The organism is Acidobacteriota bacterium, assembly GCA_019347945.1.
In the GTDB taxonomy this organism is placed as follows: Bacteria; Acidobacteriota; Thermoanaerobaculia; order Gp7-AA8; family JAHWKK01; genus JAHWKK01.
The window spans coordinates 1-15,013 of record JAHWKK010000043.1 but is presented as its reverse complement, the minus strand read 5'-3'; the positions used below and the strand labels follow the sequence as shown (position 1 = coordinate 15,013).

The window sequence follows — 15,013 nt, the reverse complement described above, 5'->3', positions numbered from 1 at the left end:
TGGAATCGTCCAGGCCAGAGGGTCCGCGAATACACTCGCGGCTTCCGAAAACATGACTTCATGTTGCTCTGGTTGTAGACATCCTTCTCCCTCGAACTCCACCCAACCGAGGATACCTCGCCGTGGCCAACGCGCTAACGATTGCCGTTCACCGGTGCAGGCTCGCACCGGAGGCGACGGATTCACGAGTACCGGGTAACGACAGCGAATCTGACCGCCGAGGCGCTCAACGAGGAAGCGATCGAGAGCGTCGAAGCCCCCCGGGTGCGGGTTCTGCTAGAGTTCAGGACGATGATGAACGAGACCAACCGGTTCGAGGAGCCTCTGCTCGAGCTTCGAAAGGAGATCGAGGAGCTCAACTCCGAGGGGCGGAGCGGCAGGAAGGTCCGGCAGCTCCAGGAGAAGCTCGAGATCCTCTCGAAGGAGATCTACGGAAACCTCGATCCGTGGCAGAAAACCCTCACGGCGCGGCATCACTCGAGACCCTACACCCTCGATTTAATCAACATGCTCTTCACCGACTTCGTCGAGGTCCATGGCGATCGGGCATTCTCCGACGACCCCGCAATCGTGGCCGGCTTCGCGAAGTTCGGCAAGGCGACGTGTGCCGTGATCGGCCACCAGAAGGGGAGGGACACGACCGAGAAGATCCGGCGCAACTTCGGAATGCCCCGTCCCGAGGGATATCGCAAAGCCCTCCGGGTCATGAGGATCGCCGAACGGTTCGGCCGGCCGATCTTCACCTTCATCGATACGCCGGGTGCCTATCCCGGAATCGGCGCCGAGGAGAGAGGGCAGGCGGAAGCGATCGCGAGAAATCTTCTCGAGATGGCGCTGCTGCAGGTTCCGATCATCGTCACAGTGACCGGCGAGGGGGGGAGCGGCGGGGCGCTCGCGCTCGGCGTCGGAGATCGAATCCTCATGTTCGAGCACGCCATCTATTCGGTGATCTCCCCGGAAGGATGCGCGGCAATTCTGTGGAAGGATCCGTCGGCGGCGAAGCAGGCGTCGGAGGCTCTCCGGCTGACCGCCACCGACCTCGAGAAGCTCGGGGTGATCGACTCGATCGTGCCGGAGCCGGTCGGAGGCGCGCATGACGATCCCGAGGCCGCGGCGGAGAATCTTCGCCCCTTCCTGGAGAAGGCTCTCAAGGAGCTGAGCAAGGTCAAACCGGAGAACCTGCCGAATCAGCGTTACGCCAAGTTCAGGGCGATGGGAGCGGTGGAGAAGCGTTGACCGTGTCGCGTTTCGACGCCTGGATCCCCGCCCCGGAAACCGCGTCAGACGACTCTCTTCCCATTCGCAACCCGGTCATCCGGGAGCTTCTCGCTGCCCGTGGTGTCCGGACCGCCGAGGAGTTTCGGCGCTTCACTGCACCCGAAGTGGGCGATCTTCACGACGGCGGCCTCATCGACGGAATGGAAGCGGCGTGCGACCGGATCGAGCGGGCGATCAGCGGAGGCGAACAGATCCTCATCTACGGCGACTACGACGTCGATGGCGTGACCTCGATCGTGCTGCTCCAGACAGTGCTTCGAATTCTCGGCGCGGAAGCGGGATATGTCGTTCCCCACCGTCTCGTCGATGGCTACGGACTGAAGCTCGAAGTGCTGCAGCGGGCGCTCGAGGAACGCGACGTCCGGGTCGTGATCACCGTCGACTGCGGCATCACGTCGGTCGAGCCGGTCGAGCGGGCGATCGAAATGGGGATCGACGTCATCGTGACCGATCATCATCTTCCCCCCGACGCCCTCCCGCGAGCCGTGGCGATTCTGAATCCGAAGAAACCGGGCTGCGAGTATCCGTACAAGGACCTCGCCGGTGTCGGCGTCACCTTCAAGCTCTGTTGCGAGCTTCTGAGAAGGGCCGGCCGGGAGGTCTCGATCGAGTCGCTGGCGAAGATCGCCGCGCTCGGAACGATCGCGGACGTCGCCCCGCTCACCGGTGAGAACCGGACGATCGCCCGGATGGGCCTGAGCGGCCTTCGCGATCCGCGCAATCCCGGACTTCGAGCGCTGCTCCGAAACCTCGGAATGCTCGGACGCTCGCTACGGGGCCGGGACGTCGGTTTCCGGATCGCTCCCCGTTTCAACGCCGCCGGCCGGCTCGCCTCGGCGGACACTGCGATCCGGCTCTTCGAAACGCGCGACGAGGGGGAGGTGATCGGACTGCTCGCCGAGCTCGAGCGATTGAACGGGGAGCGCCGCACGATTCAGGACGCGGTCACACGCCAGGTGATGGAGTCGATCGGGCCCGATCCCGCCCGGGTCGTGGTCGCCGGCCGGCAGGGGTGGCATAAAGGGGTGCTCGGCCTGTGTGCCTCGAGAGTCGTCGAATCGGTCAACCGCCCCGCACTGATCGTCCGGCTCGAAGATGACCGCTGTTTCGGGTCGGCGCGAAGCATTCCGACGGTCGATCTCCACCGGCTTCTCTCGAGGATCGCCGACGTTTTCGAGCACTTTGGCGGACACAGCTACGCCTGCGGCTTCACGCTCCGCCGCGATCGATGGGATGAGCTGTGCGCCAGAATGGAACAGGTGGCGCTCGAGATCCCCGACGCGGCCTACCGCCGAACGATCGGTTACGACGCGGAGATCCGGGTCGCGGACGTCGATGAAACCTTTGCCGAAGACGTCGATCTGCTCGAACCGTTCGGAGCCGACAATCCCGATCCGGTTTTCCTCCTCCGGAACGTGACGATCGAGCAGTTGTCGAATCCGTTCCCCGACCGGTTCGAGATGCAGATTCGCGACGAATCGGGGGAAGGGACTGCCGGGATCTGGCGCCCCGGCGATGAAGAGCTCGGTCTGCTGCGGGAAGGATCGGCGGATCTTCTCGTCGAGGTCGAGCCTCCCCGGCGTCCCGGAACGAGACCGAAATTCGCGATTCGGGATATCAGACGCGTGGAGCGTCGCGACCCACGTCATTCTGAGCCCGGCGTAGCGCGGGCGAAGAATCTGGGCGGGGGATCGTGAGTCAGCGCTTCCGACGCTGGTCACGTCGAGTGACGACCGGCCCCCAGATCCTTCGCCGTCCTTTGGCGGCTCCTAATGAAACGACCACGAAATTGTGACTTCGACCCTCTTGCAGCGCTTCGCATGGGCTGATGTCCCAACCTGCGAGGTCCTTCGCCTGCCCGCCCGACCGCCCGCTCAGGATGACCTTGGTTTGAGTACGCGAGTTCGGTTGTTTCCGCACTCCCGGGTGTCATTTCCGTCACCGTCGCAAGGCGCCGGCACTTGCTAAGGATGACGAGTGGTTGAATGTAGCGAGAGCAAACGATCCAGGTTCAGACCCGACCCCGTCTCGGTCAGGGACGGGCGGCTGTTTCGAGCTCTAGATCGAGCACCTTTTTCAGATGCGATCCATGCTCGCCCACGGCGACCGGCTTTCCGTTCACCCAGTAGGTCGGCGTGCCGTTGACTTCCGCAACCATTCCGACTGCGATTGCGCGGAGCAACTCATCGCGAAGCTCCTGCGATGCGATGTCGCGCCGGAAGCGTTCGGCGTCGAGACCCTGCTCCTCGATGAAGCTGAGGGCGAAATCCTCGAGCGTGAAGATGCTGAGCTTGTCCTGATTCCCGAAGACTTCTTGCTTGAACAGCCAGAACCTGGACGGGTCCTGACGATGAATCGCGCGGCCGTAGAGAGCCGCCGGGAACGCCCAGGGATGCGCCTTCATCAGGGGGAAGTCGACTCGACGGTAGGTGATCCGGTCGCCATACTCCTCGAGCAGGGGGTCGAGCCACTCGGCAGCGTACCGGCACGACGGGCACTGGAAGTCGGAGAACTCGACGAGCTCGACTCCGCTCGACCCTCCCGTTCGGCGGGGAGTGTTCTCCAGAAGGGGAGCGAGCATCGCCATCCGGTGTTTCCGGACATCGGTGCCGAGCGGAATGAAGCCACCCGGATAGAAGATCTGGCCCTCGGAATCGACGACTCCTTCGAGTGGAATCCGGCCGTACTCGGTGGTGAGTGAGACGGTGACCGGGATGAAGCCGTGGCTGTCGGGTTTGCCGGTCACGGAGGCGTTGACGGTCTCGTTCATCCGCTGCCATGCGAACCTGCGGATCTTCTCCGCGACCGAGCCATCGAGCCCGGTCAGGACCCATGGCTGGCCGACGTAGCCGAGATCGCCGCGAATGACTTCCAGCCACAGCCCGGCGCACGAGTGGTCGTGATTCGCGCCTTCGAGATTGACGACCCGCGCCGTCATCCCGCGAGGGATCCCTGTCGTGAACGGCTGGATCTCGATCTGCGGAGATCCTGCGCACGAGGGGAGAAACTGGCTGACGAAGTCGAGGGACTCATCGGAGGGGCTTTGCGCGGCGACGCCCCATCCGGGAATCGAGAGGATCAGCAGAAGGCACGAAATTCGTCTCATCGAGAGAGTCGAACGATTCCGGCTCCTTCTTTGATTCCGGGACTGGGGCTGGATCCTGTTACCAGTGCATTTCGGGTACCGAGAGGATGAAGCCCGAAGGATACATCTGGAAGCCCTCGAGATCCGACTTCATGATCGCGACGTTGTACCGGTGGTAGAGCGAGACGTAGGGGAGCTCCTCGGCGAGGATCCGCTGAACTTCCTTGTAAATCTCGGTCCTCTCCGCCTGATCCCAGGTCGACCGCCCTTCGTTCAGGAGTTGATCGACGCGCGAGTTCGCGTAGTAACCGCGGTTCTGTCCTTCCGGAGGGAAGTTGTCGGAGGCGAACATGTAGGTATAGAAATCGGGGTCGTTCACTCCCGCGCGACGGAGGGAGAACATGTCGTACTTGCCCGCCTGAACGTCCTCGAAGAAGGTACCGAACTCGTTGGACTGAATCTCGATACCGATGCCGACCTGCGCGAGCATCTGCTGAATCATTTCGGCCTGTCTGCGCGCTTCGGGGTCGGTCGAGGTCTTGTAGACCAGGTTGAATCGGGTCTGCGGACCGTCTCCATCCGGATCCGGATAGCCCGCCTGGTCGAGCAGCTGCTTCGCTCTCGCGGGATCGAAGGCGTATGTCGGAAGATTGCCTGCGTGAGCCCAATGCCCCTCGGGGAAGAGCGTTTCGGTCGCCTTGCCGAATCCCTGAAGGAGATCGCGGATGATGCGCTCACGGTCGATCGCGTGGGCGATGGCGCGTCGCACCTCCACCTTTGCCAGCTGAGGTGTTCGGAGGTTGAAGGCGAGGTACTGGTACTGAGCGCCCGGCTCCGCGATCACTTTGAATTCGTCGCTCTCCTGAAACGCCGGTACCCGGTCGAATGGGATCGTGTTGATTGCGAAGTCGATCGATCCGGTCTGCATCTCGAGTGAACGGGTCGTCGCGTCGGGGATGACGCGGACGATCAGATTCTCGATGCGGGGCTGGTCACCCCAGAACTGATCGAACGCCTCGAGCTCCACCCGGTCGTCCCGGCGGAAGCTCGTCACCTGGTACGGCCCCGCCCCGACCGGCTGAGTTGCCAGATCGTCGGGCTGCGATCCTTCGGGAACGATTCCGAGGGTGAGGTTGTCGAAGATGCCGGCATTGATCGAGTCGAGATTGAATACGATCGTGCTCTCATCGGGAGCCTCGACCGTATCGACCACGGCGTATCCCGGGCCCTTCGAGCCGGGAAACTCCGGATCCATCACCGTGTCGTAGGTGTATTTCACATCGGCTGCGGTGAGATCGGAGCCGTCGTGGAACTTCAGACCGGGCCGGATCTTGAACTCGATTCGGCGATCCGCGATCTCCCAGCTCTCCGCGACGTCGGGAAGATACGTGCCGTCGGGGGCGAGTTTGACGAGGCCCGCGTAGGCGAGGTCGAAGATCCTCCCGGAATTCTGGTCGTTGCCGATCCGGGCATCGAGGTTCGTCGGGCTGCTGTCGAAGGCGATGACGAGCGGCTGGGAGCCGTCGCCGTCCGCCCCTCTTTCTCCTCCGCACCCGATGGCTGTGATGACGGCGAGAATGACGGAAAGAGTTGATATGCGTTTCACGGTGGCTCCTTTCGGTCCCGGTTGATGCTGGCTCATCGTTTTACAAGAGGAGTGCCACGCCGTTTTACAAGAGGAGTGCCACGCCCGGAACAACGAGGGCATCTCTGACCGTTGCTCCTTTCGGATGTTGTACTTTCTCGTCATTCTGGCCGGGCTGCTGACCAGCCCTGTCGACCTGCTCGTCCTCGAGTCGGGTGCCACGCTCGAGATCCGCGAGGTCGTTTCCGCCGCGGAGGGGAGGGTGACGTTCATCGGGCTCGACGGGGTCCTCTACTCGCTCCCTCTGTCCGCGGTCGACGTCGAGGAGACGGACCGGCGAGCCGCGACGAAGAAAGCCAGGGACCCCGAGCCGAAAAGCGCCGAGCCCGCGGGCGAACCGCTCCCATGGGCCTCCAGGCTCCCTGACACCCCTCAGAAAGAGCGTCTTCTCGCTCTGATGAAGAAAGGGATTCATCGGGACGCCGCGGGAACCGGTGGGGAACCGGCGGATGAGCTTTACGAGCCGGCGCCCAGCGGCGTCGAGATCGATGTCGAAGCCGGACCCGATGAAGCGGAGTGGCGATCCGCCGCGGCGGCTCATCGGAGCAGGATCGAGATGATGGAGGTCGATCTGAAGCTGCTGCAACAGAGAGAGCGTCAGCTGAACGATCACCTTCTCTTCGTGGCGGGAAACAGCGGCAACGCCGGCCCCTGGGGATATCTCGTGATCGAGCTCGAGGATATTCGAAGCGCGATTCCACGCCTCCGGGCTGCGCTCGATCTTGCCCGGAAGGAATTCGCAGAGCTGCAGGCGCGCGCTCGCCGTGCCGGGGTCCCGCCGGGTTGGCTCCGCTGATGCAGGTTCAGCGGCTGGATGACAAGCCGGAGCGCCATCCGTAGAATCGTGAACGACCGAATGGACGACGACCAACCTCTGCCGGAGGCCCTCAGGCCGGTGGCCCGCACCGCCGGGCGCACGCATCGCTGATGGGATCTTCGCTGTCCCTGCTCCAGGCCTCCGTTCTGGCGACGCTTTGCGCGCTGGTCTACCTGGCGTTCGACGGAGGGCGATACTTCCTCCATCACGTCAGCAGGGTCCGCCTTCGGCAATGGAGCGGTGAGGACCCCTCGTTCGACAGCGGCTCGCGCTGGTTTCAGTACAACAAGCAGCACTTTTCCCTCGTCACCGGAGTGGTTGCGCAGTTTGCGCTGATCGTCGGCCTCTACACCACTTTCCGGGCGTTCGCCAGTGTGACCGAGCTGTTCGCGGCGACTGTCCTCGCTTCGGCGGTATGGCTGGTGCTTGTTCTGGGCTGGAAGTTCGTTCTCGCAGCGACCACCGAGGAGCGGGCCGAAATGGCTCTCAGAGCGCTGATTCCGCTCTCGCACGCCCTGTACCTCCTTCTCTTTCCGCTCCTCTATCCGCTCAGGATCCTTCTCCAGTTCCTCGGAAGGAAACGAGATGCGGAAGAGGAGGAAGAGGACGAAGTCACCGATGAGGAGGTTCAGGCGTTCATCGACGTCGGCGAGGAAGAGGGGATACTCGAAGGAGGGGAACGCCGGCTGGTGCAGTCGATCGTCGAGTTCGGCGACACCCTCGTCAAGGAAGTGATGACTCCTCGTGTTGACGTGGCCGCTCTTCCGGTCGGCTCGGACTTCTCCGAGCTCGTCGACAAATTCGTCGAGACCAAGTACTCGCGGCTCGCCATCTATGACGGGGACATGGATCACGTCCTCGGATTCGTCCACATCAAGGACGCGTTCGACGCCCTCGCGCGCGGTGACAGGCCGGCGATCGAGACTCTGACGCGGCCTGCATGGTTCGTTTCCGAGACCAAAGGAGTCGCCGAGCTCCTCCGTGAACTGCAGGTGGAAGGGCAGCAGATTGCCATCGCCGTCGATGAGTTCGGAGGAACGGCCGGGCTGGTCACGATCGAGGACCTTCTCGAGGAGATCGTCGGCGAGATCTCCGATGAGCACGAGGACGGCGAGGAGGCGAGCTGGGTGGAAGTCGACGAGGGCGTCTGGCTGGTCAACGGCCTGGTCCGGATCGACGCGCTCGAGGAGATTCTCGGTGCCCGGCTCGAGAAGCCCGACGACGACTTCGAGACCGTGGCGGGTCTGGTGTTCAAGGAAGCCGGGCGCGTACCGTTGCCCGGCGCGACCGTCAATCGGGGAGGCTTCAGGTTCGAGGTCGATCGCGCCGACCGGAAGCGGATCTACCGAGTCCGGGTCTCCCTCGACGATCGGACCGCTCTCCGGACCTCCGCCTCGGAGGCTTGACGGAGCCTGTTCGCGTGACGGATGCTCGCCTGCCATGAGTGAAACCAGGAAATCGGGAATCGTCTCGATCGTCGGCCGTCCCAACGCCGGAAAATCGACGCTGATGAACCACCTTCTCGGGCAGAAGGTCTCGATCGTCTCCGACAAGCCGCAGACGACCCGCAACCGTATCGTCGGCATCCTCACCGATGAGCGCGGCCAGATCGTCTTTCTCGATACTCCCGGGATTCACCGTCCGCTCCACCGGATGAACGTTCGGATGATGGACCACGTCGTCTCGACCTTCGCCGATTCCGACATTCTGGTCGTGATCGTCGACGCCTCGGAGCGCTACGGCAAGGGGGACCAGTTCGTCCTCGAGATGGTCGCCCGGACCCGGGAGCCGGCGATCCGCTATCTCCTGCTCAACAAGATCGATCTCGTCCGCAAAGACCGCCTCCTTCCCGAGATGCAGCGCTACTCGGAGAGCGGCCACTTTTCGGAAATCATCCCGATATCCGCCGCGACGGGCGACGGCACGGACGTCGTTCTCGATTCGCTCTTCCGCGATCTTCCCGAGGGGGAGCCGCGGTACTCGGAAGAGCTCGTGACGACTCATCCGGAACGGTTTCTGGTTTCGGAGCTGATTCGCGAGCAGGTCCTCGCGCATACGCGGGACGAGCTCCCATACAGCACCGCGATCCGAATCGATCAGTGGAACGAGGGAGAGGGACTGCTTCGCATTTACGCATCGATCGTCGTGGAGCGGCAGGGGCAGAAGGGGATCGTCGTCGGGAAGGGCGGACAGATGATTCGCGAAATAGGAACCCAGGCACGTCAGGAGATCGAGAAGCTTCTCGGCACCCGGCTTTACCTCGATCTGCACGTCAAGGTCGAGAAGGACTGGCGGGAGAATGAAAGCCTTCTCAACGAGCTCGTCTGATAGGCTGCCGATTGGAATGATGAACATCGGAGGGTCGTTCGCAGCCAGCATGTTCGAAAAGACGGGATCGGGCAGATGACCGATCCGATGCAGGAGAAGCTCGACGAGCTGCTGGCACTTCCGCTCGACGAGGGACCGCTTCTGATCCTGACTCACGACAACCCTGATCCCGACTCGATCGCGAGCGCAGTTGCGATGTCGGTTCTCCTCAGGGAAGCGAGAGGGATCGAATCGAAAGTTGCGTACAGCGGAATCATCGGCAGGGCGGAGAACCGCGCGCTTGCCGCGGAGCTCGACCTCGACATTGCCCCGCTCGGCGATTACGACCTGAGTAAATTCGGTCACTTCGCCATCGTCGACGCCCAGCCCGGTACCGGCAACAACGCCGTCACCGCCGAGCACACGATCGACATCGTCGTCGACCACCACTTCCTCCGCGAAGCCACCGCGCAGGCGAGATTCGCCGACGTGCGCGAGCACATCGGCGCATCCGCGAGCATCCTGACGCATTACATGCGACTCGCGGGAGTCGAGATCGACTCGGACCTGGCGACCGCGCTCCTCTACGGAATCCGCTCAGAAACTCAGGACCTCGGGCGCGAGGTCTCGCCGGAAGACCGCTCCGCCTACGAGTTTCTGATGCCGAAGTTCGATCCGGAGAAGATGGCGCGGATCGCACGGCCGGCGCTGGAACGACGCTACTATCAGCAGCTCGCAAAGGCGCTGAACTCGCTCATGATCGGCCCGGAGGAAGTGATCTGTCCGATGGGAGAAGTGACCGATCCCGACTTCGTTCCCGAAATGGCGGACCTGATGGTTCGGATGGAAGGAATGACGTGGTCCTTTGCCTACGGCACATTCGAGAATCGGATGTACGTCTCGATCCGGGCGAATGATCACGATGCGAACGCCGGCGATGTGATGATGTCGGTCCTCTCCGGAATCGGAAAGGGCGGCGGGCACGGAATGCGCGCGGGTGGCAACGTCGAGCTCTCGGAGCTCAAGCTGACCCGCGGCGAGCTCGAGGCCGAGCTGAAACACCGTTTTCTTGCAGCGATCGACGCTCAGAGCGTCGTACTCCGCCCGCTTCGCTCTTCGGAGACCCGCAAGGTCGACGAGGAGGAGTAGGCGCAGATCCGAAACGGCAGAGCTCCTGATGAACTGGCAGTACGGTCAGCGCTTCGCTTGGTTTGCTTGTACTTTCATGAGAGATCCCTCGCCCCCCGCCCGACCGCACGCTCGGGATGACCTGGACGGGGAGAGATGTGACGTGACCGCATCGTCCCGACGTCTGGCTTCGAATGCCGCAGTTACGACGAACACACGCCGGTGAGGATTTTTATCGTCGATCGAAAGTCCGCGATGCATCGTGTTCCGAATCTTCGCTGAAGAGGCGCCGGACCGGCCGGGCGAATTCGATCCCCTCCGCGGACAACTTCCGGACCAGCTTCAGGCTGAGCTCCTGCTGCACGTCCATATAGATGTTGAAGTCGGGCAGCGTCACCCAGAACACCGCTTCGAAGAGGAACGAGGCGTCGCCGTAGCCCTTCAGATGGGCGCGGTCGAAACGAGCTTTCTCAAGCCCTTCGATGATCTCGCGGAGAATCTTCGGCACCTGCTCCAGCTTGTCGGCCGATGTCTCGTGAGCCAGACCGAACGTGTAGACCACTCTTCGTTCCGCCATCCGCTTGTAGTTGCGGATCCGGCTGTTGAGCATGTCGGCGTTCGACATGATGATCTGTTCGCCGCCGATCGAGCGGAGGCGCGTGGTCTTCAGCCCGATCTTCTCGACGCTCCCGGCGAACTCCCCGATCACGATGAAGTCGCCGATGACAAAAGGCTTGTCGACCACGATCGAGAGCGATGCGAAAAGATCACCGAGGACGTTCTGCAGCGCGAGAGCAACGGCGATGCCCCCGATACCGAGTCCCGCCACCAGAGCCGTGATCTCGACGCCGAAGTTGTCGAGCGCGACGAGGAGCAGCACGAGCCAGAGGGCGAACTTCCCCATGAAAGCGACCGCCGTGATCGTCGTGACCGACGCCGCATCGGAGTCGATGTTCCTCTCTCTGTAGCGGCGAATTGAATTGTCGACACCGGCCGAGACCCAGAGCCCTGCCTGGAGCAGCGCTGCGACGATTGCCGCCCCTCGTATGAACGACCATGCGATTCCCGGGAGAACGAGCGATCTCGCAACGAAAAACAGCGCGACCAGAAGAACGAGCGAGAGTCGTGTTCGTGCTACGACGTCGCGGAGGAGATGACTCACATTTCTCGCGTCCACTCCCTCCACGGCGAGTCTCGGGCGTGCGACCTCTCGGAAAACTGCGACGACGGCGAGTACCGCCGCCAGCAGCGCCGCGGCGATCAGATAATCACCGACAGTGTTGCCCCAGAAGGGAGTGTCGAGCCAGGCCACGCGAGATACCTAACAGATTCGGGCGCCGAGTCCAAACTTCCGACCCCGCCGCCGCTGGATCATCGAGGCCGGATCGCTCTCCGACGCGGGAAGGTTTCGAATTTCAGCTCGAAAATGCTCAGCCGGTGCGCCTCAGCATCATCCACCCCGAAGATGATTCTGCCGAACGGATCCTCCTCGATGAAAAGGACGACGTCTTCAGGATCGCCCGAAGCAGAAAGAAGGCCGGAGATGTCGGACCAGACGCCGCCCTCGTCGAACGAAACAGCGAGCCACGGCCCTCCCTCCGCCTTGTCGAAGCCGCCCGCGATGATCGTCTGCGGACGCTCCGATGGAATCAGCATGCTTCCGATGTAGGGGTACTTCGGGTCATCTCCTGTGTAACGGAGAATGAAGTCGAAACTCTCACCGAGGTTCTCGCTGCGCAGAATCGCTCCCTCGATACCACTGTAGATCTCCTCGGTGCCAGCGCGGTGGTGAATGAACTGGATGTTGCGGTTCTCGAGATTCGGAAGCTGGACAGTTCGAGGCGTCACCGCCCACTCGAGCCCGGCTTCGTCGAGCTCACCAGCGATGAGGAAGGCGATGTCGAGCGGGCACTCTCCCCCGATGAACAGCCGCCGGCCGGTCAGCTCGAATGTGGGGTGATAACAGGCCTGCGAGGCGATCTCGCCGTTGTTGGACGCTCCGAAAAGGAGGCTCCAGCTCGCCCCCTCGTCTCCGCTCACGATCACGTTGCCACCCGCGTTCAGAAAGATGCGGTCTCCTTCGACCGCAATCTCGGTTGCGAAGAGAAAGGCGCAGTGTTCACCGAGGCACTCTTCGAGCGCTCCGTCGAGGGGCGTCCATGTGATTCCATCGTCATCGGAACGGAATACACCGTGATCGGTGGCCGGTGCACCTCTGCTCTCGGCGCGCTCGCGCGTGAGATAGAGGCTTTCTGATGTGACGTCGAGATCGGTGATCGTGAGGCCGGGAAACGCGACCAGCTCTGGCACGCTATCCTCGTCGATCCGGAGCGGAGCGCGGTAAAGCCCGCCAGGTGTTGCGATCCATGCCGCATCGGACCCGAAGACCAGCGTTCCGAAGGATGGCTGGTGGGGAGCCGGAATCGGGTAATCGATCGTGGTGAGCAGACTCGCGCTGACGGCCGGGTGGAGCTCGGACGCTCCGGAGAAACCAGCCGTGAGCGCGATGAAAAGGAGGGGGAGAAGTTTCTGTCTCATTCGAAAGATCGAACAGTGGAACTCCGGCGGCATTTCCATCGCGTCGCCGGCTGTCACGGATCGTCGACCGAGAGGCTCGGGACGCCCCCGCGTCCCGAGCTCAGACCCGCCAGATCCAGCGACGCCGATGGAGCGGAATCAGAATCGCGAGCCAGACCAGGACGAAGGTGATGGCGAAGGCGAGCGAGGCCGGCTTCGGCGGAAGCCAGGAGGCGAACAGCGCCTGATGAATGACTACCTGCAGAGGCACGGTCGTGCCTTCCCACGGCACCCGGATCAGTGACGCGATCAGCCTCGCAACGAGCCCCGAGCCGACGAACGCCAGCAGCGGATTCACTCCGAACGCGACGAAAGGAAGCGTCCACCATCGACTGCGCCGGACGTCGACGATCCAGATCGTGCTGGCGAGCGCAATCGCCGCGATGCCCGCGGTGAAGAGCGCATAGGAGCTGGTCCAGAGGTTCTTGTTGATCGGAAAGGCCCAGTTCCAGACGAGTCCGGCGCACGCCAGACCTGAACCGAGGACGAAAAGCCGGTTCAGACGGCTCTCGACGGGGTTTTCGCTCCGGATGATCCGTCCGGCGAGACATCCCAGAAGCACCGTGCCGATCGCCGGCAGAGTCGAGAGCAGCCCTTCCGGATCCCATGTCTTCGATTGAGCCCACAGGTGCGGGCCGAAAACTTTCCGGTCGATCCATGCCGAAAGAACCATCTCCGGCTCGTTCAGCAGCTCATGACCGAGCCTCCCCGTGCCCGGGACGGGAAGAACCGTCATCGCCAGCCAGTAGCCGATGAGGAGCGCAGCGGTGATTCCGACCTGGAGCCGGACGGATCCTCGCAGCGACAGAAGCGCGGCGGCGATGTATGCCACGCCGATCCGCTGCAGAACGCCCGGAAATCTCATGTGGGCGAATCGATACTCGACCCGTTCGATGAATGACGGGTTCGGGGAGCCCGGGATGTCGAACCACGCGAAGAAGGGGAACGAAGCGAGAAGGAGACCGAGGAGAATGATCAGACCGCCGCGCTTCAGGATCATCAGGGCGACGGCGCGATCCGAAAATCCCCGCTCCTTCCTCACGCTGAGCGACAAATGGGTCGTGATCCCGACGATGAAGAGAAACAAGGGGAAGATCAGATCGGTGAAGGTCCAGCCGTGCCATGCGGCGTGGCGGAGCGGTGCATAGACGTGGCTCCAGCTTCCGGGATTGTTCACGACGAGCATCGCTGCGATCGTCGCTCCCCGAAAAACGTCGAGCGCCACGAGCCTTTCCTCGAACGGGGTGCGAGGAGCTACTGTCGTCTCGATCGTCGAATCCGCCACGGAAGGCGATCATGGGATGCGGGCGTTCGCGACGTCAAGGCTGCTCGGCCGGGGGAGTCCGGCTCGCGATCTCGAGGAGATGCTCGAGGATCTCGTAGGGCTGCGCTCCGACCACGGCATGCCGTTCCGCGAGGAAAGTCGGCACTCCGGTGACCCCGAGATTTCGAGATCGCTCCCAGTCGAGGTCGACTTCTTTGGAGAACGACCGCTCGGTGAGCACCTGCCGCGCTTCGTCGGGAGAGAGTCCCTCCTCCTCGGCGATCCGCACGAGCTCGTCGGGATCGCTGATGTCCGTCGCTTCCGCGAAGTAGGCGCGGAAGATGGCGTCGTGGATGCCCGCGCCGTCGGCCTTCGTCTCCGCCCACTTCGCCAGCTCCTGCGCGAGCCTCGAGTTGAACGTCCGCGTCCGGTCGGCGTAGGGGAGACCTTCCGCGGCCATCAGCTCCCGCATCCGCTCCTGCATCTCGTCGACTGCCGGACCGAACATCTCCCGCAGGTCGCGTCCCCCGGGCGGTGTGTCGGGGTGAAGCGGGAACTGGGTCCAGGCGAGGTCGATGTCGTGATTGGCCCGGAGCTTTTCAATACGCACGGTACTGAGGTAGCACCACGGTCAGACGAAATCGGAGAACACCTCGAGCGTGAGTCGTTTGTCGTTGTCCATTCGTCCGTGATGCTGCACGCGACGTTCCATCCTGTCGCCCGCTGAAGCGGGCTCGCCATCCTCAGCGACGGCTCTCTGTCCCCCGGCTGAAGCCGGGGGCTAAGTTCTTTCACCCGCTTGCGCGGGCTGAACAGAGATCGAGATCTCGCTGGCTTCAACGGCCGCTGGATTACTTCGGCGTTCTGTCGCCCGCAAACGCGGGCTTGAAAAAAATTCAGGGTTGATCTTTT

The 15,013-nt window shown here is 62.8% G+C and carries 11 protein-coding genes and 1 pseudogene; 6 read left to right on the top strand and 6 right to left on the bottom strand.

Translation table 11 applies throughout. The features are described 5' to 3' along the window. Nucleotides 1–291: 291 nt before the first annotated feature. Nucleotides 292–1,236: an acetyl-CoA carboxylase carboxyltransferase subunit alpha gene (locus KY459_16415; protein ID MBW3566291.1), complete on the top strand. Its 945-nt coding sequence runs from the start codon at nucleotides 292–294 to the stop codon at nucleotides 1,234–1,236. A gap of 2 nt (nucleotides 1,237–1,238) precedes the next feature. Continuing rightward, a complete protein-coding gene (gene recJ / locus KY459_16410; protein ID MBW3566290.1) occupies nucleotides 1,239–2,975 on the top strand; it encodes a single-stranded-DNA-specific exonuclease RecJ in 1,737 nt (578 codons plus the stop codon). A gap of 335 nt (nucleotides 2,976–3,310) precedes the next feature. Here recJ and KY459_16405 read toward each other — a convergent pair whose 3' ends face one another. Both KY459_16405 and KY459_16400 read right to left on the bottom strand, forming a co-directional pair. Then, nucleotides 3,311–4,384, bottom strand: coding sequence for a DsbA family protein (locus tag KY459_16405; protein MBW3566289.1), 1,074 nt, complete (start codon nucleotides 4,382–4,384; stop codon nucleotides 3,311–3,313). A gap of 58 nt (nucleotides 4,385–4,442) precedes the next feature. Continuing rightward, nucleotides 4,443–5,969: an ABC transporter substrate-binding protein gene (locus KY459_16400; protein ID MBW3566288.1), complete on the bottom strand. Its 1,527-nt coding sequence runs from the start codon at nucleotides 5,967–5,969 to the stop codon at nucleotides 4,443–4,445. Nucleotides 5,970–6,096: 127 nt separating this feature from the next. Here KY459_16400 and KY459_16395 point away from each other — a divergent pair, with 127 nt between their 5' ends. The 4 genes from KY459_16395 to KY459_16380 all read left to right on the top strand — a co-directional run bounded on the left by KY459_16395 (nucleotide 6,097) and on the right by KY459_16380 (nucleotide 10,281). Next, nucleotides 6,097–6,804 carry a hypothetical protein gene (locus KY459_16395; protein ID MBW3566287.1) on the top strand — a complete coding sequence of 236 codons (708 nt, stop codon included), beginning with the start codon at nucleotides 6,097–6,099 and terminating at the stop codon, nucleotides 6,802–6,804. Between the two features lie 131 nt (nucleotides 6,805–6,935). Next, nucleotides 6,936–8,231 (top strand): hemolysin family protein, encoded by a 1,296-nt coding sequence (locus KY459_16390; protein ID MBW3566286.1) that lies wholly within the window; start codon nucleotides 6,936–6,938, stop codon nucleotides 8,229–8,231. 34 nt (nucleotides 8,232–8,265) lie between these two features. Continuing rightward, nucleotides 8,266–9,153 (top strand): GTPase Era, encoded by an 888-nt coding sequence (gene era / locus KY459_16385; protein ID MBW3566285.1) that lies wholly within the window; start codon nucleotides 8,266–8,268, stop codon nucleotides 9,151–9,153. Between the two features lie 75 nt (nucleotides 9,154–9,228). Beyond that, the gene (locus KY459_16380; protein ID MBW3566284.1) at nucleotides 9,229–10,281 is read left to right on the top strand and encodes a DHH family phosphoesterase; all 1,053 of its coding nucleotides are present in this window, start codon (nucleotides 9,229–9,231) and stop codon (nucleotides 10,279–10,281) included. Nucleotides 10,282–10,492: 211 nt separating this feature from the next. Here the strand turns inward: KY459_16380 and KY459_16375 are convergent, their stop codons facing one another. The 4 genes and pseudogenes from KY459_16375 to KY459_16360 all read right to left on the bottom strand — a co-directional run bounded on the left by KY459_16375 (nucleotide 10,493) and on the right by KY459_16360 (nucleotide 14,729). Beyond that, nucleotides 10,493–11,572: a mechanosensitive ion channel family protein gene (locus KY459_16375; GenBank protein MBW3566283.1), complete on the bottom strand. Its 1,080-nt coding sequence runs from the start codon at nucleotides 11,570–11,572 to the stop codon at nucleotides 10,493–10,495. A gap of 59 nt (nucleotides 11,573–11,631) precedes the next feature. Beyond that, complete coding sequence (locus KY459_16370) at nucleotides 11,632–12,798, bottom strand: hypothetical protein (GenBank protein MBW3566282.1); 1,167 nt, start codon at nucleotides 12,796–12,798, stop codon at nucleotides 11,632–11,634. 100 nt (nucleotides 12,799–12,898) lie between these two features. Further along, complete coding sequence (locus KY459_16365; protein MBW3566281.1) at nucleotides 12,899–14,023, bottom strand: DUF5009 domain-containing protein; 1,125 nt, start codon at nucleotides 14,021–14,023, stop codon at nucleotides 12,899–12,901. A 133-nt stretch (nucleotides 14,024–14,156) separates the two neighbouring features. Continuing rightward, nucleotides 14,157–14,729, bottom strand: a pseudogene (locus KY459_16360) (DsbA family protein). Between the last annotated feature and the right edge of the window lie 284 nt (nucleotides 14,730–15,013).